At 69.0% G+C, this 22,588-nt stretch carries 19 protein-coding genes; 7 read left to right on the top strand and 12 right to left on the bottom strand.

The window, feature by feature from the left end; all coding sequences use genetic code 11:
• Positions 1-29: 29 nt before the first annotated feature.
• Positions 30-722, bottom strand: a complete 693-nt coding sequence (locus ACWGJP_RS09720) for a lysophospholipid acyltransferase family protein (RefSeq protein ID WP_452329590.1) — start codon at positions 720-722, stop codon at positions 30-32.
• A gap of 116 nt (positions 723-838) precedes the next feature.
• On the opposite strand from ACWGJP_RS09720, the gene ACWGJP_RS09715 reads away from it, so the two are divergent.
• Positions 839-2,668 (top strand): AMP-dependent synthetase/ligase, encoded by a 1,830-nt coding sequence (locus ACWGJP_RS09715; protein WP_452329589.1) that lies wholly within the window; start codon positions 839-841, stop codon positions 2,666-2,668.
• A 55-nt stretch (positions 2,669-2,723) separates the two neighbouring features.
• On the opposite strand, the gene ACWGJP_RS09710 is transcribed toward ACWGJP_RS09715, so the two are convergent.
• Genes ACWGJP_RS09710 through ACWGJP_RS09700 form a run of 3 tightly spaced genes read right to left on the bottom strand, consistent with a single transcriptional unit; the run spans position 2,724 to position 8,497 of the window.
• A complete protein-coding gene (locus ACWGJP_RS09710; protein WP_452329588.1) occupies positions 2,724-3,215 on the bottom strand; it encodes a peptide deformylase in 492 nt (163 codons plus the stop codon).
• The gene (locus ACWGJP_RS09705; protein WP_452329587.1) at positions 3,215-5,041 is read right to left on the bottom strand and encodes a MinD/ParA family ATP-binding protein; all 1,827 of its coding nucleotides are present in this window, start codon (positions 5,039-5,041) and stop codon (positions 3,215-3,217) included. Before ACWGJP_RS09705 ends, ACWGJP_RS09710 begins: the two co-directional genes overlap by 1 nt.
• Positions 5,042-5,089: 48 nt before the next feature.
• Entirely contained in the window at positions 5,090-8,497 is a 3,408-nt protein-coding gene (locus ACWGJP_RS09700) for a pyruvate carboxylase (RefSeq protein ID WP_452329586.1), read from the bottom strand.
• Between the two features lie 92 nt (positions 8,498-8,589).
• Between ACWGJP_RS09700 and ACWGJP_RS09695 the strand changes: the two genes are divergently transcribed.
• Positions 8,590-9,402, top strand: a complete 813-nt coding sequence (locus ACWGJP_RS09695) for a ParA family protein (RefSeq protein WP_452329585.1) — start codon at positions 8,590-8,592, stop codon at positions 9,400-9,402.
• Positions 9,403-9,501: 99 nt separating this feature from the next.
• On the opposite strand, the gene ACWGJP_RS09690 is transcribed toward ACWGJP_RS09695, so the two are convergent.
• The 3 genes from ACWGJP_RS09690 to ACWGJP_RS09680 form a co-directional block, all read right to left on the bottom strand.
• Positions 9,502-10,047 (bottom strand): MerR family transcriptional regulator, encoded by a 546-nt coding sequence (locus tag ACWGJP_RS09690; protein ID WP_452329584.1) that lies wholly within the window; start codon positions 10,045-10,047, stop codon positions 9,502-9,504.
• Positions 10,048-10,146: 99 nt separating this feature from the next.
• Positions 10,147-10,839: a transcriptional regulator FtsR gene (ftsR, locus tag ACWGJP_RS09685; protein WP_452329583.1), complete on the bottom strand. Its 693-nt coding sequence runs from the start codon at positions 10,837-10,839 to the stop codon at positions 10,147-10,149.
• Positions 10,839-11,324 carry an FHA domain-containing protein gene (locus tag ACWGJP_RS09680; protein ID WP_452329582.1) on the bottom strand — a complete coding sequence of 162 codons (486 nt, stop codon included), beginning with the start codon at positions 11,322-11,324 and terminating at the stop codon, positions 10,839-10,841. Before ACWGJP_RS09680 ends, ftsR begins: the two co-directional genes overlap by 1 nt.
• Before the next feature lie 103 nt (positions 11,325-11,427).
• Between ACWGJP_RS09680 and ACWGJP_RS09675 the strand changes: the two genes are divergently transcribed.
• Together ACWGJP_RS09675 and lpdA are read left to right on the top strand one after the other, a co-directional pair.
• A complete protein-coding gene (locus ACWGJP_RS09675; protein WP_452329581.1) occupies positions 11,428-12,087 on the top strand; it encodes a copper resistance CopC family protein in 660 nt (219 codons plus the stop codon).
• Positions 12,088-12,096: 9 nt separating this feature from the next.
• Complete coding sequence (gene lpdA, locus ACWGJP_RS09670; protein WP_452329580.1) at positions 12,097-13,494, top strand: dihydrolipoyl dehydrogenase; 1,398 nt, start codon at positions 12,097-12,099, stop codon at positions 13,492-13,494.
• A gap of 68 nt (positions 13,495-13,562) precedes the next feature.
• Here lpdA and ACWGJP_RS09665 read toward each other — a convergent pair whose 3' ends face one another.
• From ACWGJP_RS09665 to ACWGJP_RS09645, 5 genes are all read right to left on the bottom strand, one after another.
• On the bottom strand, positions 13,563-14,288 hold the full coding sequence (locus ACWGJP_RS09665; RefSeq protein ID WP_452329579.1) for a methyltransferase domain-containing protein: 726 nt from the start codon (positions 14,286-14,288) through the stop codon (positions 13,563-13,565).
• A complete protein-coding gene (locus tag ACWGJP_RS09660) occupies positions 14,275-15,432 on the bottom strand; it encodes a type III polyketide synthase (protein ID WP_452329578.1) in 1,158 nt (385 codons plus the stop codon). The genes ACWGJP_RS09665 and ACWGJP_RS09660 overlap by 14 nt, the downstream gene beginning before the upstream one ends.
• 75 nt (positions 15,433-15,507) lie before the next feature.
• Positions 15,508-16,140 (bottom strand): CYTH domain-containing protein, encoded by a 633-nt coding sequence (locus ACWGJP_RS09655; RefSeq protein ID WP_452329577.1) that lies wholly within the window; start codon positions 16,138-16,140, stop codon positions 15,508-15,510.
• Positions 16,133-16,345, bottom strand: a complete 213-nt coding sequence (locus ACWGJP_RS09650) for a response regulator (RefSeq protein ID WP_452329576.1) — start codon at positions 16,343-16,345, stop codon at positions 16,133-16,135. The genes ACWGJP_RS09655 and ACWGJP_RS09650 overlap by 8 nt, the downstream gene beginning before the upstream one ends.
• Before the next feature lie 9 nt (positions 16,346-16,354).
• A complete protein-coding gene (locus tag ACWGJP_RS09645; RefSeq protein ID WP_452329575.1) occupies positions 16,355-16,840 on the bottom strand; it encodes a prepilin peptidase in 486 nt (161 codons plus the stop codon).
• Positions 16,841-16,973: 133 nt separating this feature from the next.
• On the opposite strand from ACWGJP_RS09645, the gene ACWGJP_RS09640 reads away from it, so the two are divergent.
• The 3 genes from ACWGJP_RS09640 to ACWGJP_RS09630 are packed head-to-tail and all read left to right on the top strand — an operon-like array spanning position 16,974 to position 22,578.
• Positions 16,974-17,705, top strand: a complete 732-nt coding sequence (locus ACWGJP_RS09640; protein WP_452329574.1) for a hypothetical protein — start codon at positions 16,974-16,976, stop codon at positions 17,703-17,705.
• Positions 17,705-19,204 carry a DNA polymerase Y family protein gene (locus ACWGJP_RS09635; protein ID WP_452329573.1) on the top strand — a complete coding sequence of 500 codons (1,500 nt, stop codon included), beginning with the start codon at positions 17,705-17,707 and terminating at the stop codon, positions 19,202-19,204. Before ACWGJP_RS09640 ends, ACWGJP_RS09635 begins: the two co-directional genes overlap by 1 nt.
• The gene (locus ACWGJP_RS09630) at positions 19,204-22,578 is read left to right on the top strand and encodes an error-prone DNA polymerase (RefSeq protein WP_452329572.1); all 3,375 of its coding nucleotides are present in this window, start codon (positions 19,204-19,206) and stop codon (positions 22,576-22,578) included. The genes ACWGJP_RS09635 and ACWGJP_RS09630 overlap by 1 nt, the downstream gene beginning before the upstream one ends.
• Positions 22,579-22,588 lie beyond the last annotated feature (10 nt).

Below are 22,588 nucleotides of genomic sequence, written 5' to 3'. Positions count from 1 at the left end.
CCCTCAGCTTAGTGGGGCGCCGCTCACCCTCAGGACGTGCGTCGCGCTGGCGAGCGGTCCTTGACCGTCGAGGCGTACACGTCGTCGTACTCCTGCTCGCCGAGTCGCTGCAGCGCGATCATGATCTCGTCGGTCACGGAACGCAGGATATACCTGTCGTTCTCCATGCCTGCGTAACGCGAGAAGTCGAGCGGTTCGCCGATCACGATGCCGACCCGCATCACGTTCGGGATCGCCTGACCGATCGGCATGGCGGTGTCGGTGTCCACCATGATCACCGGGATGACCGGCACCTTGGCCTCCAGCGCCATCCTGGCGATACCGGTTCGCCCTCGATAGAGCCTGCCGTCGGGGCTGCGGGTGCCTTCCGGGTAGATGCCGAGCAGGTCACCGCGTCCGAGGACCTGGAGCCCTGCGTTCAAGGACGCCTCCGACGCTTTGCCGCCCGAGCGGTCGATGGGAATCTGCCCCGTCGCCTTCATGAACACCCTGGTGGCCCAGCCCTTGATGCCGCGCCCGGTGAAGTAGTCGCTCTTGGCCAGGAAGGAGACGGAGCGATCGATCATGAGAGGCAGGAACACCGAATCGGAGACCGAGAGATGATTGCTCGCAAGGATCGCGGGACCGCTCTTCGGCACGTTGCTCCGGCCCACGATCCACGGCCGGAACACGGCCTTGACGATGGGGCCGATCACCACGTACTTCATCAGCCAGTAGAACATCGCTGTGAAGTCTAGCGCCCGCACGAGCGTGCGACTCAGTTCCACAGCGCGCGCGACCCGATCCCATGCCATAGACTCGAACCCAACCCGTTCCGGCCGGTACCGAAGGAGCTGCCGTGGTCAAGTTCGAAGTCCCCGCGATCGTCCCCGCCGACCCAGATGCGAACATCACCGACCTCCTGGTCAAGCGCGTCCAGGCGACCCCCGCTCTCGCGCTCTTCTCGGTCCCCCAGGGCGACGGCTGGCGCGATATCACCGCCGCCGACTTCCAGACCGCCGTCATCGCACTGGCGAAGGGCTTCGTCGCAGCGGGCATCCAGCCCGGTGACAAGGTCGGATTCCTCGCCCGCACGACGTACGAATGGACGCTGATCGACTTCGCCCTGTTCTATGCCGGCGCGGTGATGGTGCCGATCTACGAGACGAGCTCCCCCGCGCAGATCCAGTGGATCATGGAGGACTCCGGGGCGGTCGCCCTGATCGTCGAGTCGGCAGAGCACTTCCAGCGCGTCGATGAGGTCCGCGGCGACCTTCCGCTGATCCGCGAGGTGTGGCAGATGCACCTCGGCGCGATCGCGACGCTCACGGCACAGGGCGCCGAGGTCGAGGATGCCGAGATCGAGCGCAGGCGCAACCTCGCCGTCGGCAGCGACATCGCCACCCTCATCTACACCTCCGGGTCGACCGGGCGACCGAAGGGATGCGTGCTGACGCACAGCAACTTCGTCGAACTGGCGCGCAATGCGGCGAAGTCGCTCGAGGCCGTCGTCACCACGCCGGGCGCTTCGACCGTGCTGTTCATCACGACGGCGCACGTGTTCGCGCGGTTCATCTCGATCCTCGATGTGCACGCCGGCGTGCGCACCGGCCACCAGCCGGACACCAAGCAGCTGCTCCCCGCACTCGGATCCTTCAAGCCGACCTTCCTCCTCGCGGTCCCCCGCGTGTTCGAGAAGGTCTACAACTCCTCCGAGCAGAAGGCGGAGACGGGCGGCAAGGGCAAGATCTTCCGCGCCGCCGCTGCGGCCGCCATCGAGCACTCGCAGCTCGTCGAGGCGGGGAAGAAGGTGCCGTTCGGGCTCAAGATGCGCTTCGCGGTGCTCGACCGGCTCGTGCTCTCGAAGATCAGGGCCGCCATGGGCGGCAACGTGACCTACGCGATCTCCGGCTCCGCCCCGCTCGGACCTCGGCTCGGGCACTTCTTCCACAGCCTCGGCGTCACGATCCTCGAGGGTTACGGGCTCACCGAGACGACGGCTCCCGCGACCGTGAACCTCGCCGACAAGTCCAAGATCGGCACGGTGGGTCCGGCCCTCCCCGGTGTGGGCGTCCGCCTCGCCGAGGACGGCGAGATCGAGATCACCGGCATCAACGTCTTCAAGGAGTACTGGAACAACCCGCAGGCGACCGCGGAGGCGTTCGACGACGGCTGGTTCCGCACCGGGGACATCGGCTCCTTCGACTCCGAGGGATTCCTCACGATCACCGGGCGCAAGAAGGAGATCATCGTCACCGCGGGCGGGAAGAACGTCACCCCCGCGGCCCTCGAGGACCCGATCAGGGCGAACCCGGTCATCGGCCAGGTGGTCGTCGTCGGCGATCAGAAGCCGTTCATCTCGGCGCTCATCACGCTCGACCCCGAGATGCTCCCCACCTGGCTGGGGAACAACGGCCTCGACGCGTCCATGACGCTCGCACAGGCGGCCAAGGACCCCGCAGTGCGGGCCGAGGTGCAGCGCGCCGTCGACGCGGCGAACGCGACCGTGTCGCGCGCGGAATCGATCAGGAAGTTCACGATCCTGGGCAGCGAGTGGACCGAGGCATCCGGACACCTGACGCCGAAGCTGTCCATCAAGCGCAACGTGATCGTCTCGGACTTCGCCGACGAGATCTCGGCGATCTACGACGAGCCCGTGCAGACCACGAACGTCGCGCTCGGCGGCTGAACCACCCACGAGGATCGGATCGAGGCGGTGCCGTTCGGCATCGCCTCGATCCGTCTCAGAACCAGCCGCTCTCGCGGACCTCGCGCATGGCGAGCTTGCGCGTCTCAGGATCGAGGCGGGAGAGATAGACCTTGCCGTCGAGGTGATCGGTCTCGTGCTGCAGCGCCTGGGCGAGCAGCCCCTCCCCCTCCAGGATGACGGGGTCGCCATCCAGGTCGATGCCTTCGACGCGCGCCCACGGGTAGCGGATCGCATCGTGCCAGAGACCCGGCACCGACAGGCAGCCTTCTCCGGTGGGGACGGGCTCTCCCCGCACCTCGACGAGCACGGGGTTGAGGACGTAGCCGATGTCGCCATCGATGTTGTAGCTGAAGGCCCGAACGGCGACGCCGATCTGATTCGCCGCCACGCCGGCTCGACCAGGCAGCTCTACCGTGTCGACGAGGTCGGCGACGAGCGCGCGCACCCCTTCGTCGATCGTCTCGATCGGGGCGCAGACCGTGCGCAGCACCGGGTCGCCGAACAGGCGGATCTCACGGACGGCCATCAGGCGGCGTCCGCCCGCAGGCCCTCGACGAGGAGCGCAGCCAGCTCGCGGGCGGCGTTGCGCGTCTCGGGCTGGAGCGCGGCGAAAACGATCGGTCCACCGCCGGCGATCTGGGCATCGTACGGGATGCGGATCACATGGCCCGCCCTGGTGGCGAAATGCGTCTCGAGCTCCGTCAGCCGCACCAGCGGGCTGCCTGGCGTGGACTGGTTGAGCACGACGATCGCGCGACGGGCCTGCTCGGCGTAGCCGTTCGCCTCGAGCCAGGTCAGTGTCTCGGAGGCGAGCCGCGCCTCGTCCACGCTGAGACCCGACACGATGACGAGCTGGTCGGCGAGGTCCAGGGTGGCCCCCATGACGGAGTGCACGATGCCGGTTCCCGTATCCGTGAGAACGAGCGAGTAGTAGTGCGCGGCGACGTCGGCCACGTCCCGGTAGTCGGCGTCGCCGAAGGCATCCGCGATGCGCGGATCGGCGTCGGAGGCCAGCACGTCCAGCCGCGTGACATCGCGCGCGACGATCGCGGAGAGGTCGTGGTAGCCGCGCACCTCGCCGCGCGCGCGGACGAGGTCACGGACGGACTTGCCGTGGGCACCGACGATGCGCGCCGCGAGCGTTCCCCGGTCGGGATTCGCGTCGACCGCGATCACCCGATCGTCCCTGGCATCCGCCAGCGCCATGCCGAGCAGCGCGGTGACGGTGGTCTTGCCCACTCCTCCCTTGCGCGAGAGCACAGGGACGAACCGGGCACCACCAGGCAGCGAGCCGGCGATCCGCGCCGTGAGCGCCTTGCGGGCCTTGGCCTTCTTCCCGTCGCCGATGTTGATCCGGCGCCCCGAGACGGTGTAGAGGAAGTGGCTCCAGGCGCCTTCCGGCTCCGGCTTGGTCAGCTGATGCGGATCCAGCAGGCGATCCGCCGTGAGCAGGTCGGCCGATTCGCGGGAGGCCTGTCCGCGCTGGTCGTCGATGCGACGTGAGGCGAGCTCGACCTCCGCGGGGGCGGCGACGGGCTTCGGGGCGAGTGCCGCATGCGTGTCCGCCTTCGCGCGCGGCGCCGCCTGATCGGCGGCACGTGCCGGCTCTGGCGTGGGGACCGGCTCTGGCACATCCCCTGCTTCGGCGTCGGATGCCGATTCAGGGCTCTCCGGAGCCGAAGCCGCCGCCGAGCCGTTCGCCGCCTTCTGCAGGGCGTCCGCCCAGGAGGATCCGGAGACATCCGCAGGCTCCGACGGTGCGGTGCCTGCGGCATCCCCTGCCGCGGCGAGAGCGTTCTCGGCCACCGGCTCCGGAACCGGAGCGGGTGCCGCAGCCGCTGCCGGCTCGGTCTTCGCCTTCGCCTTCGCCTTCGCCGCGGCGGGCTTCGGCGCGCTCTTCGACGGGGGGACGACGACAGGTTCCGGCTCGGGCTCGGGTGACGACTCTGGCTGCTCGACGATCTCCGCCGTCACCGGCGCCGGGTCGGCACTCGCCGCCGTTGCGGGGCCCGCCTGCTCGACGTCCTCCGCACTGTCCCGAGGCGCTGCCGGCGTAGGCAGAGCCTCGGGAAGCTCGTCCGCGGGGAGTTCGATGACGATGTCGAAGGCCTCGTCGTCGATACGGCCGACGCCCGAGGAGCCTTCGACCTCATCGATGATGAGATCCGAGACGACCTCTCCGTCGATCACAGAGTCGTCGACCAGGTCGTCATCGTCTCCTGTGGGGATCGCGACATTGACCTGAGCCGTGCCACCCAGGATGCCGATGCCGGTGGTATCCAGCGATGCGGCGTCGTCGAGCACACCCAGCGAGTCGTCCTCTGCCGGATCCGTGTTCTTCTTCGCAGTCACTGCATCAACTCCCAGAAAGCCTTGTGCGAGCGTCTCGCCCGCACAAGATTACTGGCCGGGGCGGATGACGACCAAAAGATCACCGGCATCCACCTGCGCCGTCGCCGCAATGGCGAGCCGCTCCACCACCCCGTCGACGGGGGCCGTGATGGCGGCTTCCATCTTCATGGCCTCGATGGACGCGACCGGCGCACCCGCCTTCACGACGGCGCCGACCTCGGTCTTCAGCGTGACCACACCCGAGAACGGTGCGGCCACCTGACCGGGCTTGGACGTGTCAGCCTTCTCGACCTCGTGCGCGTCGACGGCGACCGAGCGGTCTCTGACGAAGACCGGGCGGAGCTGACCGTTCAGCGTCGTCATGACCGTGCGCATCCCCCTGTCGTCGGCATCGCCGATCGCTTCGAGACCGACGTACAGCTGGACGCCGCGGTCGATCTCGATCAGGTGCTCCTGCCCCTGCATCAGCCCGAAGAGGTAGTCGCTGGTGTCGAGGACCGAGAGGTCTCCGAAGAGCTCCCTGGTCTGGGCGTACTCGCGCGTCGGCGCCGGGAAGAGCAGCTGATTGAGCCGCTCGCGCCTGGACGCGCTCGAGCCTGCGAGCTGCTCCTCGTCCTCGGCGCTGATGCTGGTCAGCGACGGACGGACCTCCCGGCCGGCGAGGACCTTGCTCCGGAACGGCTCCGGCCATCCGCCAGGCAGATCTCCCAGCTCGCCCGCCATGAAGCCGACCACCGAGTCCGGCACGTCGTACTTCTCGGGGTTGGCCTCGAAGTCGGCAGGGTCGGCTTTCACCGCGGCCAGGTGCAGAGCGAGATCGCCCACCACCTTGGACGACGGAGTCACCTTCGGAACTCGTCCGAGGATGCGGTCGGCGGCGGCGTACATGTCCTCGATGAGCTCGAAGTCCTGAGCGAGACCGAGCGCCTTCGCCTGCTGGCGCAGGTTGGAGAGCTGACCGCCGGGGATCTCGTGGTGGTAGACGCGGCCCGTGGGACCCGGCAGACCGGACTCGAACGGAGCGTAGGTGTTGCGCACCGCCTCCCAATACGGCTCCAGGTCGTTGACTCCCGACAGCTCGATCCCGCTGTCGCGATCGGTGTGGGCGAGGGCGGCGACCAGCGACGACAGCGAGGGCTGGCTGGTCGTTCCGGAAAGCGGTGCCGACGCCGCATCGACGGCATCCACGCCCGCGGCGCTGGCGGCGAGCAGCGTGGCGAGCTGGCCGCCGGGGGTGTCGTGCGTGTGCAGGTGCACGGGCAGGTCGAAGCGCTCGCGCAGCGCACTGACGAGCTTCGCCGCGGCCGCCGGCCGGAGAAGGCCGGCCATGTCCTTGATCGCGAGGATGTGCGCACCGGACCCGACGATCTGCTCGGCCAGACGCAGGTAGTAGTCGAGGGTGTAAAGATCCTCAGCCGGGTTCAGCAGGTCACCGGTGTAGCACAGCGCCACCTCCGCGACGGCGGAGCCCGTCGCACGGACAGCGTCGATCGCCGGGCGCATCTGGCCGACGTCGTTCAGCGCGTCGAAGATCCGGAAGATGTCGATGCCGCTGGACGCCGCCTCCTGCACGAAGGCATCCGTCACGGCGGTCGGGTACGGCGTGTACCCCACCGTGTTGCGTCCGCGCAGCAGCATCTGGATCGCGATGTTCGGGAGCGCGGCGCGCAGCTTGTCCAGTCGCTCCCATGGATCCTCGCCGAGGAAGCGGAGGGCGACGTCGTAGGTCGCACCGCCCCATGCCTCGACCGAGAGCAGCCCGGGGGTGAGCCTGGCGACATAGGGTGCGGCCGCGACGAGGTCGCGGGTTCGCACGCGCGTCGCGAGAAGCGACTGGTGCGCATCACGGAACGTCGTCTCCGTGATCGCGAGGCCGGTCTGCTGCCGCAGGGCGTTCGCGAAGCCCTCGGGCCCGAGCTCGAGCAGCCGCTGCCTCGACCCGGTGGCCGGAGCGGCGGAGAGGTCGATCGTGGGCAGCTTCGTGCGCGGATCCGCCGTACCGGGGTGCTGTCCGTGCGGCTTGTTGACGGTCACGTCGACGAGCCAGTTGAGCAGCTTGGTCCCGCGGTCCTTGGAGACGCGTCCGCGCAGCAGTTCCGGGCGCTCATCGATGAAGGAGGTGCTGACGTCGCCGGCGATGAACGCCTCATCCTCCAGCAGCGCCTGCAGGAAAGGGATGTTCGTCGCGACGCCACGGATGCGGAACTCGGCCAGCGCGCGACGCGCCCTCGCGACGGCGGCGGGGAAGTCGCGACCACGGCAGGTCAGCTTGGAGAGCATCGAGTCGAAGTGGGGGCTGATCTGCGCACCCTGGTGGACCGTGCCGCCGTCGAGGCGGACGCCTGCCCCGCCGGGAGAGCGATACGTCGTGATCTTGCCCGTGTCTGGGCGGAATCCCTGCGTCGGGTCCTCCGTCGTGATACGGCACTGCAGCGCCGCTCCGCGGAGATGGATGCGGTCCTGCGTGAGGCCGAGGCCCTCGAGCGTCTCCCCCGCCGCGATCCGCATCTGCGTCTGCACGAGGTCGACGTCCGTGACCTCCTCGGTGACCGTGTGCTCGACCTGGATGCGCGGGTTCATCTCGATGAAGACCACCTCGCCGGTGCGCTCCCCCGCCGTCTCCAGCAGGAACTCCACCGTCCCGGCGTTCTCGTACCCGATCGAGCGGGCGAAGGCGATCGCGTACCCGTGCAGCGCCGTCCGGATGCCGTCGTCGAGGTTCGGCGCGGGAGCGATCTCGACGACCTTCTGGTGACGTCGCTGCACGGAGCAGTCGCGCTCGAACAGGTGGACGGTCTCCCCCGTCTTGTCCGCGACGACCTGCACCTCGATGTGACGGGGACGGACCACCGCCTGCTCCAGGAACATCCGCGGATCGCCGAAGGCGCTGGCGGCCTCCCGCATCGCCTCGGCCAGCGCCGGGGCGAGCTCTGCCTTGGAGGCCACGCGACGCATCCCGCGGCCTCCGCCGCCGGCCACGGCCTTGGCGAACAGCGGGAAGCCGATCTCGTCGGCCTGCGCGAGCAGCGCATCCACGTCATCGGATGCCTCCGTGGATCGGAGCACGGGAACGCCGGCCTCGATGGCGTGGCGCTTCGCCTCGACCTTGTTCCCCGCCATCTCCAGAACGCGCGACGGAGGACCGATGAAGACGATCCCGTTGTCGGCCGCTTTCGCGGCCAGCTCAGGATTCTCGGAGAGGAAGCCGTATCCGGGATAGATCGCATCGGCACCGGATTCGATCGCGACGCGGATGATCTCGTCCACATCGAGGTAGGCGCGGACGGGATGCCCGCGCTCACCGATCTCGTACGCCTCATCGGCCTTCAGCCGATGCACGGAACCGCGGTCTTCGTAGGGGAACACCGCGACGGTGCGCGCCCCCACTTCGAATGCCGCACGAAAGGCGCGGATCGCGATCTCGCCGCGATTGGCCACCAGGATCTTCTGGAACATGCACACCTCTTATTGCTCGATGCGCGCGACATGGCACGCGCAAGGGCGGGGCTGAGTGTCCCCCCAGACTAGGGCACGGTAACGTGGAGTCCGTGCACGTACTCAGCGTCAGCTCTCTCAAGGGAGGCGTCGGCAAGACGACCGTGACTCTCGGCCTGGCCTCCGCGGCCTTCGCCAGGGGCGTCCGGACCCTCGTCGTCGACCTCGACCCGCAGTCCGACGTCTCCACCGGGATGGACATCCAGGTGGCCGGACGTCTGAACATCGCGGACGTTCTCGCCAACCCGAAGGAGAAGGTCGTCCGTCAGGCGATCACCTCCAGCGGCTGGGCGAAGGTCCACCCCGGGACGATCGACGTGCTCATCGGCAGCCCCTCCGCGATCAACTTCGATGGACCGCACCCGAGCGTGCGCGACGTGTGGAAGCTCGAGGAGGCCCTGGCCGCCGTCGAGGCGGACTACGACCTCGTGCTCATCGACTGCGCGCCCTCGCTGAACGCGCTCACCCGTACGGCCTGGGCCGCCAGCGACCGCGTGATGGTCGTGACCGAGCCTGGCCTGTTCTCCGTCGCCGCCGCGGACCGCGCGCTGCGTGCCATCGAGGAGATCCGCCGTGGTCTCTCGCCGCGACTGCAGCCGCTGGGCATCGTCGTGAACCGCGTGCGCCCCCAGTCGATCGAGCACCAGTTCCGCATCAAGGAGCTGCGCGACATGTTCGGGCCGCTCGTGCTGTCGCCCCAGCTCCCGGAGCGGACCTCGCTGCAGCAGGCGCAGGGCGCCGCGAAGCCGCTGCACATCTGGCCGGGAGACTCCGCCCAGGAGCTCGCCGCGGACTTCGACCTGCTGCTGGATCGCATCATCCGCACCGGTCGCGTGCCGGTGCCGGAGCGCGGCCCCCAGACCTGAGCGAGACCTCTCCTCATTCACGAAACCCCGGCATATTCACGCGAATATGCCGGGGTTTCGTCGCTGACGGGAGGTCTGCAGATATGGGGGCGAGCTCGGTCAGGCGGAGCGCTTGGTGCGACGCGCGGCCAGCTCATCGACGGGATCCGGAGCCGTCGGGTCGAACTCGACGAGCGTCGACTCGACCTCGCGCAGGACCTTGCCGACGGCGATGCCGAAGACGCCCTGTCCGCGGCTCACGAGGTCGATGACCTCGTCGTTCGAGGTGCACAGATAGACGGAGGCGCCGTCACTCATCAGTGTCGTTCCCGCGAGGTCGCGGATGCCGGCACGCCGGAGCTCTTCGACGGCGGTGCGGATCTGCTGCAGCGAGATACCGGTGTCGAGCAGACTCTTCACGAGCTTGAGCACGAGGATGTCGCGGAAACCGTAGAGGCGCTGCGATCCGGACCCGGATGCTCCGCGAACCGTGGGCTCGACGAGCTCGGTGCGGGCCCAGTAGTCCAACTGGCGATAGGTGATGCCCGCCGCGCGTGCGGCCACCGCGCCGCGGTAGCCCACCTCGTCGTCCATGGCGGGAAGACCGTCCGTGAAGAGGAGCTCGGTCACGAACCGCGGGTCGCCGCTCAGCTCATCCGCATTCATTCTCTGTCCTCCCTGAAGCGCTTGTCTCCACGCTAGAGCAGCGCCCCATCCCCGGCAACGACATCCGCATCGCTCGGAAGGTGTGTCGCAATCAGTTCGTTACGAAAGGGTGCGCGCCAGCGCTTCCTTCACGAAGATCGACCGCACCTCGTCGATGCGCGCGGCGAGTTCCGGGGCGATCTCGCCCGCCCTGCCCCGCGAACCGGCATCGGTCCTGCGCAGCAGCGCGGACAGCGCGGATTCGATCAGCGCCACCTCCCGCTCGGCGCTCTGACGCACGGAGCGCAGGTGGCGCGGCTCGATGCCGTGCCGGTCGAGGGCGACCAGCCCGCGCAGCATCGTCACCGTCGATTCCGGATACGACTCGGCGGCGACGATGATCCCTGTGCTGATCGCGTCGTTGAGCAGCTGCGGACCGGCTGCGGCCGCCGCGAGGAGCTCGTCACGCCGATACCGGCGCGGTGTCGCGGTGATCGACGGCGGCGGCGTCAGCGCGGTGTCACCCGAGCCCGCGGCTCGCGCATCGTCCAGCTGCTCCCTGATGACGTTGAGCGGCAGATAGTGATCGCGCTGGAGCGTCAGTGCGATGCGCAGCCGATCCACATCCGATGCCGAGAACTTGCGGTAGCCGGACTCCGTGCGCGACGGCGTGACGATCCCCTTGTCCTCGAGGAAGCGGAGCTTGCTCGCCGTGATGTCGGGGAACTCGGGGGCGAGCCGGGCGAGCACCTGGCCGATGCTCAGCAGGCCCGGAGACGCGGAGCGCTCCCGGGCCGATGAGGCAGCCGCCATCAGTCGTTCGCCGCCGCGAGATCTGCAGGCGAGGCGAAGAAGTTCAACCGGAACTTGCCGACGCGCAGCTCGTAGCCGTTCGCGAGGACGCTGCGGTCGACCCGCTCGCCGTTCACGTAGGTGCCGTTCAGCGAGCGCTGGTCGATGATCTCGAACGACTGCCCCGCGCGGGTGATCTCCGCGTGGCGCCTGGACACCGTGACGTCGTCGAAGAAGATGTCCGCCTCGGGGTGCCGCCCGACGGTCGTGACATCCGTGTCGAGCAGGTAGCGCGCACCGGCGAGAGCGCCGGAGCGGACCAGCAGAAGCGCGGACCCGGAGGGAAGCGCGGCGATCGCGGCCTGCTCCGCTTCCGAGAGCTCCACCCCGAAGGGCACGAAGGAGAGATCGGAATCGTGTCCGAACGTCTGCGTCACATCGTGCTTCTGCTCGCCGTCCCGATGGATCGCGGCGTTCCCGATGTGTCGGCTGTCGTTGTCTGTCACGGTGCCCTCCTAAGACGTCCAAGCCTAACGGATCGAGCGCGCCCTGCGGGAGGCGGATCCCGCATTCAGAACGATCTTCAGCCTCGTTGCATAGGCTGGACGCGTGTCAGCCGCAACTCTCAGACGCCCCTCCCCCGCTTACGCACTGGTCGCAGTCCTGCTCGCGGCGGCCCTCGCGCTCATCCCTGCCGGACGCGCATCGGCGCACGATTCCCTCGTGGCCAGCGATCCGGCTGCGGACTCGACCGTCGAGACGCTCCCGGCGCAGCTGACGCTCACGTTCAGCGCCGCCCTCATCGACGCTCCGGACAGCACGGCGGTCGTCGTCACCTCGGCGGACGGCAAGACCGTCTCTGAAGGACCGGCGGAGATCGACGGCGCCGTGCTCACGCAGACGCTGAATCCGGAGGGCGCCGCGGCCGGCGAGTACACCGTTCTCTGGCAGATGGTCTCCAGCGACGGGCATCCGACCGATGGGAGCTTCACCTTCACCGTCACGACGGGGTCCGCCGTCTCCGAGCCGACGCCGGTGGAGACCGAGACCCCTGACGCCGCGGAGCCGACGGCATCCGCCCCGACCGAGACAGCCGATCCCACCGTGGCACCGGCCCCTGAAGAGACGGGCTCCGATGGGGCATCCGTCTGGATCTGGGTGCTCGCGATCGGCGGCATCCTCCTTGCGGGGGGCGCCGCGGTCTGGCTGTCCCTCCGCGGGCGACGCGACCCCTCCGACTCCGATTCCGACACCCCTGCAGAGCGATAGGCTGGAGCCATGCCACATTACGATGTCGTCATCCTCGGTGCGGGCCCTGGCGGCTACGTCGCCGCCGTCCGCAGCGCACAGCTCGGTCTGTCCACCGCGATCATCGAAGAGAAGTACTGGGGCGGTGTCTGCCTGAACGTCGGCTGCATCCCCTCCAAGGCGCTTCTCAAGAACGCGGAGCTCGCGCACACGCTTAAGCACAAGGCCGATTTCTTCGGCATCTCGGGCGACTTCACCATCGACTTCGGCAAGGCCTGGGATCGCTCGCGCGAAGTCGCGGACGGGCGCGTCAAGGGCATCCACTTCCTGATGAAGAAGAACAAGGTCACCGAGTACAACGGCCGTGGCACGTTCACGGGCCCGAAGGCGATCTCGGTGGCGAAGGCCGACGGCACGACCGAGGACGTCACCTTCGACAACGTGATCATCGCGACGGGCTCGAAGGTGCGGCTGCTCCCCGGCGTCACGCTGAGCGACAACGTGGTCACCTACGAGGAGCAGATCCTCTCCAGGGAGCTCCCCGAGTCGATCGTCATCGTCGGCGCGGGTGCGATCGGCATGGAGTTCGCCTACGTCCTCACGAACTACGGCGTCAAGGTCACGATCATCGAGTTCCTCGATCGCGCACTGCCCAACGAGGACGCAGACGTGTCCAAGGAGATCGCCAAGCAGTACAAGAACTACGGCGTCGACATCCTCACCTCCACCAAGGTCGAGACGATCGTCGACAACGGCTCCTCCGTGACGGTCACCTACACGGGCAAGGACGGCCAGGCCGGATCCATCGAGGCCGGCAAGGTGCTCATGTCCGTCGGCTTCGCCCCGAACATCGAGGGCTTCGGACTCGAGAACACCGGCGTGAAGCTCACCGAGCGCGGCGCGATCGACATCGACGACCACATGCGCACCAACGTCGACGGCATCTACGCCATCGGCGATGTCACCGCGAAGCTGCAGCTGGCGCACGTGGCCGAGGCGCAGGGCGTCGTGGCCGCGGAGACGATCGGCGGAGCCGAGACGCAGACGCTCGGCGACTACCGGATGATGCCCCGCGCGACGTTCTGCTCGCCGCAGGTCGCCTCCTTCGGGCTCACCGAGGCGCAGGCGAAGGAGACCGGTCGCGAGATCAAGGTCGTCAGCTTCCCGTTCATGGCGAACGGCAAGGCGCACGGCCTCGGCGAGCCGGTCGGCTTCGTGAAGATGATCGCGGATGCCGAGCACCTCGAACTGCTCGGTGCCCACATGATCGGCCCCGACGTCTCCGAGCTGCTGCCCGAGCTGACCCTGGCCCAGAAGTGGGACCTCACCGCTCTGGAGCTCGCCCGCAACGTGCACACCCACCCGACGCTGTCGGAGGCTCTGCAGGAGGGCTTCCACGGCCTCGCCGGGCACATGATCAACTTCTGATCGTTCATGACGAGGGCCCGGTCCGCTTCGGCGGCCGGGCCCTCGTCATGCCTGCCGCGGTTTCGGCATCACTCTCGGCCAGAGGGCTCGTGCAGCTCCACGACGACGCGGAAGGGCATCGCACGGTCGATCCGCCACGCCGCAGGGGCGAGCATCCGCAACTCGTCCGGCGTGTACGCACGGCGGATGCTCGTGAGCCCGTCCGCTCGGATGAACGTCCCGTCCAGCAGATTGCGCGCGAGCGGCAGCGTCACCGCGTCATAGAGCCCATAGGCGGCCGACGACCGGGCGATGTCGTTGTGCAGCACCACCCCGCCGGGACGCAGCAGCGCGCGCGAATCGTCCAGCAGCGCGGTCACCTCCCCCTCGCTCAGATGGTGCAGGAGGTGGTTGGACACGATCACATCGAAGCGCTCGCCCGTCCGACGCAGCTCGCCCGAGTCGGCTGTCGCGTAGGCCACCGCTCCTGGCCCCGGCTGCGCGCGCGCCCAGGACGTCGCACGCTCGTCGGGGTCCGCCGCGATGAGCTCGCAACGGGCCGCATCGACGAGGCACCAGCGCGCCAGCGCCCTGGCGATGTCGCCGCCTCCCGAGCCGATGTCGAGCACGCGCACCTCTCGTCCTGCGATGCGCGCGCGGATCCTCCGCCGATACAGACCGCGCCACCCGCTGAGCATCCGGTTCACCAGCTCGAAGCGATGGTAAGTGCGGCCCAGCGCCTGCGGATCGGCGTCCGGTGCGTCCATGAGCTCGCGCGCGGATGCGTCCCTGTCGCGCAGGTCAGGAAGGGGCATCCGCGGCTCCCAGCACGGTCATCACGCCGCCCTCCATCGTGAGACCCGGACCGAACGCCATCGCGATGAGGCGCTGTCCGGTGCGCGCCGTCCGGCCGAGGAGGATGCGGCGCAAGACGAACAGCACGGTGGCGCTGGACATGTTGCCGCAGGTGCGGAGCACCTCCCTGGCGTCGGCGAGCTGGCCAGGGGAGAGACCGACGCCGTGCTGGATGCGGTCGAGGATGTCCCGTCCGCCCGGGTGCACCGCCCAGTGCGTCACCGTTCCGGCGAGATCCTCGCACGAACGGGCGTAGGCGAGCTCCTCATCCGCCGCGCACAGCGCCGCGAGCGCATCATCGATGTTCGCTTCGATGACCTTCGGCACGGCCGTCGAGAGCACCATCTCGAAGCCGTCGTCCCCGATCGTCCATGCCATGTGCTGCTCGCTGTCCGGCGCGATCGACGTCGCGAAGGAGTCCAGCTCCGCGCCCGGGACTCCGGGGACCGGCGGACGCGCGGTCACCAGGGCTGCCGCCGCCCCGTCGGCGAAGAGAGAGGACGCGATGATGGTGTCCGGGTCGTCGGAGGAACGCAGATGCAGCGTGCACAGCTCCGCGCTCACCACGAGCACCACCGCCCGCTCATCGGCACGACAGAACTGGGCGGCGGCGCGCAGGGCCGGGATCGCCGCGTAGCACCCCATGAAGCCGAAGTGATACCGCTGCACCCCCGGGGAGAGGCCCAGCGCGGTCACGATCGCGAAGTCGGGGCCCGGTGCGTGGAATCCCGTGCACGAGACCGTGATGAGGTGGGTGACGTCATCGGGCGAGACATCGTCGGATGCGTCGATCGCCCGTCGCGCCGCCTCCACGAACAGAGGGGTCGCCTCCCTGACGTACGCCTCGTTGCGCGCGCGCGTGCTCGGCGACAGCAGCACGCCCTCCTCGCGATCGTAGAACAGCGTCTCGCCCTCGGACCCTGCGGCGAGCTCTTCGATGACGGTCCGGCGCTCGTCGATCCCCGAGCCGCTGAAGGAGGCGTTGAGGATGCGCACGGCTCGTCGATCGAGACCCGGCTGCGCGGCGAAGACACTCCTGATCTCCTCCTGGGCGAGCGCTGTCGAGGGGAGGACGGTCTGCGGCACGCGGAGGAAGGCGCTCATGAGCACACGTTGGCATGGCGAGCGGTACAGCGCCAGGGGCTTGCCCGCGTCAAGGACGCGCGGTAGACCGAACGCTCAGAATCCGAGTGCGCGAGCGAGCTTCGAACCGGATGCCGCGTGACGGCCCCCTGCGCCGAAGATCGCCGCCTCCGCCGCAGCGAAGAGCGCCTCACGGCCTGCTGCGTCGGCGGGCGCGGCAGGGCCGAGTTCGAACTCCCATTCGCGCCATTCGCGCTGCACGCCTCGGCGCAGATCCGTCGAGCGGACCCGATCGTCGACGAACTCGGCCACGACCCCGTCCGGACCTGTGAGCAGATAGGCGGTGCGGCTGTTCTCGATGCGGGCGAGAGGAGCGAGAGGCGCGGTGGTCCAGCGGGAAAGGGTCTCGACGACCGCACCGGGAACGTCTTCGCCGTCTCCCAGCGGCCATCCGATCTCCAGCCGGCCGTCGCCCTCGCGCGGGCCCTTGATATGCCAGCCCGCATCGGGGCCGCCGGTGCGACGGCGCAGGGCCACACCCGCACGGGAGAGTGCGGCATCAGCCGTGTCGAGGTAACGGGCGTCGAGCTCCCGGAGCTCCCCCGTCGTCACCGCATCGACGCCGTCGATGCTTTCCCACACCGGGAGCGGGGTCGAGGTGTCGACGTCGTACTTGCGCTCGACCTCGACGATGCGCGAGGGCTCTGCACCGGAGCCGGGCTCAGTCATCGCCCGGCGCGATGTCCTCGAGGGACTCGTCGTACCGGTAGTCGATCTCGGTGGGACCGTCTCCGGAACCGGTGTTCTGCGGGTCTCCGGATCGGTGATAGACGACCTGGGTCTCGCTGTAGGGGATGACCAGCTTGTCGTCGGCGCTCTCGATCGGGATGATCTGCCCGTCCAGCGGTCCGCCGTGAAGTCGTGCCAATGCCATGTGATCACCCTAGACCCCTCGACCCACGACGACACCGATGACCGCGCCGATGATCATCCACGGCCCGAAGGCGATGCGCGTCGTCCTCTTCGCGCGGCGCAGCGTCATCAGCACGAGCGCGTAGACGGCACCGAGGATGAAGGCCGCGGCGCTACCGGTCAGGAAGGCCTGCCAGCCGTGCCAGGCCAGCACGATGCCGATGACCGCGGCGAGCTTCACATCTCCCCCGCCGACTCCTCCTCCGGCCAGGTTCAGCAGTGCGTAGAAGCCGCCGAGCACGATCATCCCCGCCAGCGAGCGCCAGAACGTCGCCCATGCGCCCGTCGCGGTGGCCTCGACCAGGACGAGGAGGAGCAGGGCGCCGCCGGTCGGCAGCACGATGCGGTTCGGCAGCCGATGCGTACGGGCATCGATGACGAGCAACCAGGCCCCTGCGCCGAGAAGCGCCCCGTGCACCAGGAGCACGAGGAGATCATGCGGATGAGACCCGACCATGACGGAAGGCTACGAGATCCCCCTGGTCCACAGGAGGCCTGTGGAGAACTCCGGATCGATGTCCGATGTCCGAATTATGCTCGCAGCACGACTTGATTTCTTCGTACTTATCTTCGAGCATGGAGGTATGGGCATGGCATCACCCGCCCGCGCGCAGGAGCTGCACCGGCTGCGCAGCGAGATCTCCCGCATGCAGCGCCGACGCAGCGACGCGCCATTCCTGCCCCTCGATCCCGCTTTGGAAGGGCTCCTCCCCGATCCTGGCCTTCGCACCGGAACCGCCTATTCGATCGCCCCATCGCCAAGTCTGCTGGGCGCCCTTCTCGCGGCACCATCGCAACAGGGCTCCTGGTGCGCCGTGATCGGCATGCCCACCCTCGGCGTCGAGGCGATGGCCGCCTTCGGCGTGGACCTGTCCCGTCTGATCCTGATCCCCGAGCCAGGCGAACGCTGGCTGACCGTCGCCTCCGCACTCTCCGAGGTGGTTCCGCTCATCGCCGTGCATCCGCGCAGCCGCGTATCGGATGCCGATGTGCAACGGTTGAGCGCCCGGCTTCGCGACCGCTCCTGCACACTGCTGGTCACCGCACGATGGCCGCAGAGCGAGGCGACGATCCGCGTGGAGGACATCGAGTGGCACGGTCTCGGCGAAGGATGGGGCCTGCTCGCCGACCGCACCGTCACGCTGCGCGCCTTCTCACGCAGACAGGGGGCGCAGAGCATCCGCGTCCGCCTCCCCGGAGTCCTCGGGCGCGTGGACGCGCCTCCGGCGGCCATCCGCCCCGTCGCTCCTCTTCCGCTGCCTGCCACAACGGAAGCGGCAGCTGAGGTGGAACAGCCGAGCACCTGGGCGGTGGCGGGATGATGCCCTCACGACATCTCGTGCTGTGGCTGCCCGATTGGCCGGTGCGCGCGGCGATGGGAACACCCGGACCGTACGGCCCCGTGGCCGTCATGCAGGGCAATGCGGTGCTGGCCTGCTCCGCCGAGGCCCGCGCCCAGGGAGTGCGCCGTGGTCAGCGGCGAAGGCTGGCGCAGATGCGCGCCCCTTCGCTGCACCTCCTGCCCGCCGATCCGCGCCGCGAGGAGAGCACCTTCCTCCCGGTGCTGCGGATGCTCGCCGAGCTCGTGCCCGATGTCCAGCCGCTGCGGCCAGGGCTCGCTGCGATGCGCGCTCGGGGCGCGTCCCGCTACTACGGCGGGGAGCGCGCGGCCGCCCTCCACCTCATCGAGATCCTGGCCGAACACGGCCACCCCGGCGCGAAGGCAGGCGTTGCAGACGGCCTCTTCACAGCAGAGCAGGCCGCACGACGCGGCGACCCTGCCCTCGTCGTCCCCGCAGGTGAGGCGCGCGCCTTCCTGGCGCCGCTCCCCGTTCCCGCCCTCGGCGACGACGCTCTCACCGCCTTCCTCGACAAGCTCGGAGTGCGAACACTGGAGGGCTTCGCCCTGCTGGATGCGGCCTTGGTCCGCGACAGACTTGGCGAGCGCGGTGCACGACTGCATGCCCTGGCCGCGGGAGTCGACTCCCGCCCGCTCCCCTCCGAGGACGCCCCGCCAGAGCTCGCCAGAGAGATCTCCTTCGAGACCCCGCTGACGCAGGCGGATCAGATCGCCTTCGCCATCAGGCAGACGGCCGATGCCGTAAGCGAAGGCCTGGCCGCGATCTCCCAGGTGTGTACAGAGGTGCGCATCGAGCTCACCGATGACGACGGAGGCGTCTCCTCACGGGTGTGGATGCACCCGACCTCCTTCGAGCCCGCCGATCTCGTCGACAGAGTGCGATGGCAGCTGGAGGCCGCGACGGATCTGGGCAGCGGCATCGTCCTGGCACGGATCATCCCCACTCGCACGGACGACAGCAGCCATCATCAACCAGGCCTCTTCGGGCAGGGCCCCGAGGAGCGTCTGCATCATGCGGTCTCCCGCGTGCAGGCGCTCCTCGGCCACCGCGGCGTCGGCACCCCCGTGATCGTCGGAGGGCGACGGCTCGCCGACCGCCAGCAGCTGCAGCCCTGGGGCGACCGTATGCCTGTCGAGCGCGACCCGGCGCTGCCCTGGCCCGGCTCTCTTCCCGACCCGCTGCCCTCCGAGGTCTTCGTCCCGCCGCGGTCGATCGACGTCCTGGCATCCGATCTCTCCTCGCCCTCCGTCGACGCCCGTGGCGTGCTCACCGCGCAGCCGGCCTTCATCGCCGGTGTGCCGATACAGGCATGGGCGGGCCCATGGCCGCTGCGCGAGCGGGGCTGGGATCCTCAGAGCACCCGCAGCGCCCAGCGCTTCCAGATCGTCGATGAGGCGCAGCAAGCCTGGCTCGTGCTCTGGGAGGACGGGAGCTGGTGGGTGGAGGGGAGGTACGGCTGATGGGCTGGAACAACCATCCGGGGATGAACTGGCATGAGATGGAGGCGACTCTCAGCGGCCGGCCGGTCCTGCGCCCCGACCCGGGTCCGGTCAGGAGCAGAAGACGGCCTTCCCCTCCTGCGGGCATCGTCCGCCCCGACGATGCGGTCCCCTACGCCGAACTGCATGCGCACTCCACCTTCTCCTTCCTCGACGGCGCATCCTCCCCCGAGGATCTGCTCGCCGAGGCCGAACGGCTCGGACTGACCGCTCTCGCCCTCACCGATCACGACGGTTTCTACGGCGCGGCGCGCTTCGCCGAGACGGCGGAGACCATGAAGGCGAACGTGCAGACGGTCTTCGGAGCAGAGCTATCTCTGAACCTCTCCACCGCCCGCGCCGGCAGTCCTGACCCCCCGGGAGAGCATCTCCTGGTGATTGCCCGCGGGCAGGAGGGATATCACCGGCTCTCCGGTGCGATCACCCGCGCGCAGTTGCGCGGCGGAGAGAAGGGCCGTCCCCGCTACGACCTCGACGACCTCGCGGCGAGCGCGGAAGGGCATTGGACGATCCTCACCGGGTGCCGCAAGGGCGCCGTCCGTCGGGGGCTCGCCGCCGGTGACGGCGATGCTCCTTTGCGCCGGCTGGTCGATCTGTTCGGGAGAGAGCACGTCGCCGTCGAGCTCATCGATCATGGCGACCCGCTGGACACCCGTCGCAACGACGCCCTTGCCGAGCTCGCCCGCAGGCGCCGCCTGCCCGTCGTCGCGACGAACAACGTCCATTACGCGGCGCCGGAGCGGGTGGGGATGGCCGAGGCCGTCGCCGCTGTTCGGGCGACCAGGGGGATGGACGACCTGGACGGCTGGCTCCCCGTGCACGGCTCAGCGCACCTGCGCAGCGGTGCGGAGATGACCGAGCGGTTCCGGCGCTACCCCGGCGCGATCGAGCAGGGTCTGCGCATCGCCGCCGAGAGCACGTTCCCGCTGCGCCGGGCCCGCCCGGCGCTCCCGCGCCAGGAGGTACCGGAGGGAGAGACGCCCATGAGCCATCTCCGCTCGCTGGTGTGGCGGGCCGTGCCGGAGTTCTACCCCGCCCTCGACGACGAAGGGCGTGCCCGCATCGAGCGGGAGCTGAACGTCATCGAGGAGAAGGACTTCCCCGGCTACTTCCTCATTGTTCACGGCATCGCGACGGAGGCGCGGCGCCGCGGCATCCTCTGCCAGGGGCGGGGCTCGGCCGCGGCGAGCGCGGTCTGCTATCTGCTGGGCATCACGGCGGTCGACCCGATCCTGTACCGGCTCCCCTTCGAGCGCTTCCTCGCGACCACCCGCGAGGAAGAGCCCGACATCGACGTGGACTTCGACTCCGACCGACGCGAGGAGATCATCCAATGGGTCTACACCGAGTACGGCAGGGAGCGCGCGGCCCAGGTGGCGAACGTCATCCAGTACCGGCCGAAGAACGCCGTCCGCGATATGGCGCGTGCGCTCGGACACGCTCCGGGGCAGCAGGACGCCTGGTCGAAGCAGGTCGAGGGCTGGGGCGCCGATCTCCTCCCGGCCGACGGGCACGACATCCCCGAGCAGGTGCTGACCTATGCCGGTGATCTCCTCAAGGCTCCGCGGCACCTGGGCATCCACTCCGGCGGCATGGTGCTCACCGCACGTCCGGTGGGCGAGGTCGTCCCCGTCGAGCACGCGAGGATGGAGAACCGCACCGTCATCCAGTGGGACAAGGACGACGCCGCCTGGATGGGGCTGGTCAAGTTCGATCTGCTTGGGCTGGGGATGCTGTCCGCCCTGCAGCACTGCTTCGATCTGATCGCCGCAGCCACGGGCGAACGGTGGACGCTGCAGACCCTCCCCAAGGAGGAGCCTGCCGTCTACGACATGCTGTGCAGGGCCGACTCGATCGGCGTGTTCCAGGTCGAGTCCCGCGCCCAGATGGGCCTGCTCCCCCGCCTTCAGCCCAGAGAGTTCTACGACCTCGTCATCCAGATCGCCCTCATCCGTCCCGGTCCCATCCAGGGCGGCGCTGTGCACCCCTTCGTGCGCCGGAAGCTCGGCCAGGAGGAGGTGACCTACGCGCACGCGGCCCTGGAGCCGATCCTCCACCGGACCCTGGGCATTCCGGTCTTTCAGGAGCAGCTCATCCAGATGGCGACCACGCTGGGCGACTGCACCGCCGATGAGGCCGACCTGCTGCGGCGGGCGATGGGCTCCAAACGCGGGTTGGAGAAGATCGAGCGCATCCGCGAGAAGCTCTACGCGGGCATGGCGGCCAAGGGACTCGATGAGAGCACCTCCGACCGCATCTACGCGCAGATCCAGGCCTTCTCGAACTTCGGCTTCGCCGAGTCGCACTCGCTGTCGTTCGCCCTGCTCGTCTATGCCAGCTCTTGGCTGAAGCTGCACTATCCAGGAGCGTTCCTGGCAGGGCTCCTGCGCTCTCAGCCGATGGGCTTCTACTCGGCATCCACCCTGACCTCGGATGCGCGCAGGCATGGAGTCGTCGTCCACCGACCCGATCTGCACTCGTCCGCGGCGCAGGCCTCGCTCGAGCCTCTCGGCGAGGAGCGGGGGGCGACAGGGCAGAGCACCTGTCTGCTCTCCCACGGGCGGGAGAGCATCCATCGCTTCGATCGGGATGCTCCGGATGCTTCCGCCGAGCACCGAAGAGACGGCGCCTATGCCGTGCGACTCGGCCTATCGGATGTCCGGGGCATCGGCGTCCCGTTCGCCGAGCGCATCGTGGCCGAGCGGGAGGAGCATGGCCCGTTCCGTGATCTGAACGATCTCGTACGGCGAACGGATGCCACCGCTGCTCAGCTGGAGGCGCTGGCCACGGCCGGGGCGTTCGAGAGCATGGGCATGAAGCGCCGTGAGGCGGTCTGGCTGGCCGGTGCTGCCGCAGAGGATCGTTCCCGCTACCTCCCCGGCACGACACTGGCCGTGCAGCCGCCGCTGTTCCCGGACCAGAGCGGCTACGAGCGCCTCGCCGCCGATCTCTGGGCCACCGGTGTCGCTACGGATGACCACCCGATGGCGCATTTCCGCGCAGCGCTCTCCGACCGCGGCGTGCTCCCCTCCACCGATTTGGCGACGTACGAGGTGGGCCGCCGCATCGAGGCCGCCGGACTCGTCACCCACCGGCAGCGCCCGGCGACGGCATCGGGGATCACCTTCCTCAACCTCGAAGACGAGCACGGCCTCGTCAACGTGGTCTGCTCCCCCGGCGTCTGGAGGAGATATCAGCGGGTGGCGAGAGACTCCCCCGCCCTCATCGTCCGCGGGATCCTGGAGCGCTCCGCCGAGGGTGTCGTGAATGTGCTCGCGGACGCCTTCGAAGACCTCCGCACAGGCATCGCGCACCGTTCAAGGGACTTCCGATAATCCCGCCTCG

It is taken from the genome of Microbacterium sp. NPDC055903 (genome assembly GCF_053615555.1).
The sequence above is the reverse complement of the archived record's forward strand: the minus strand, read 5'-3'. Positions and strand labels throughout refer to the sequence as shown.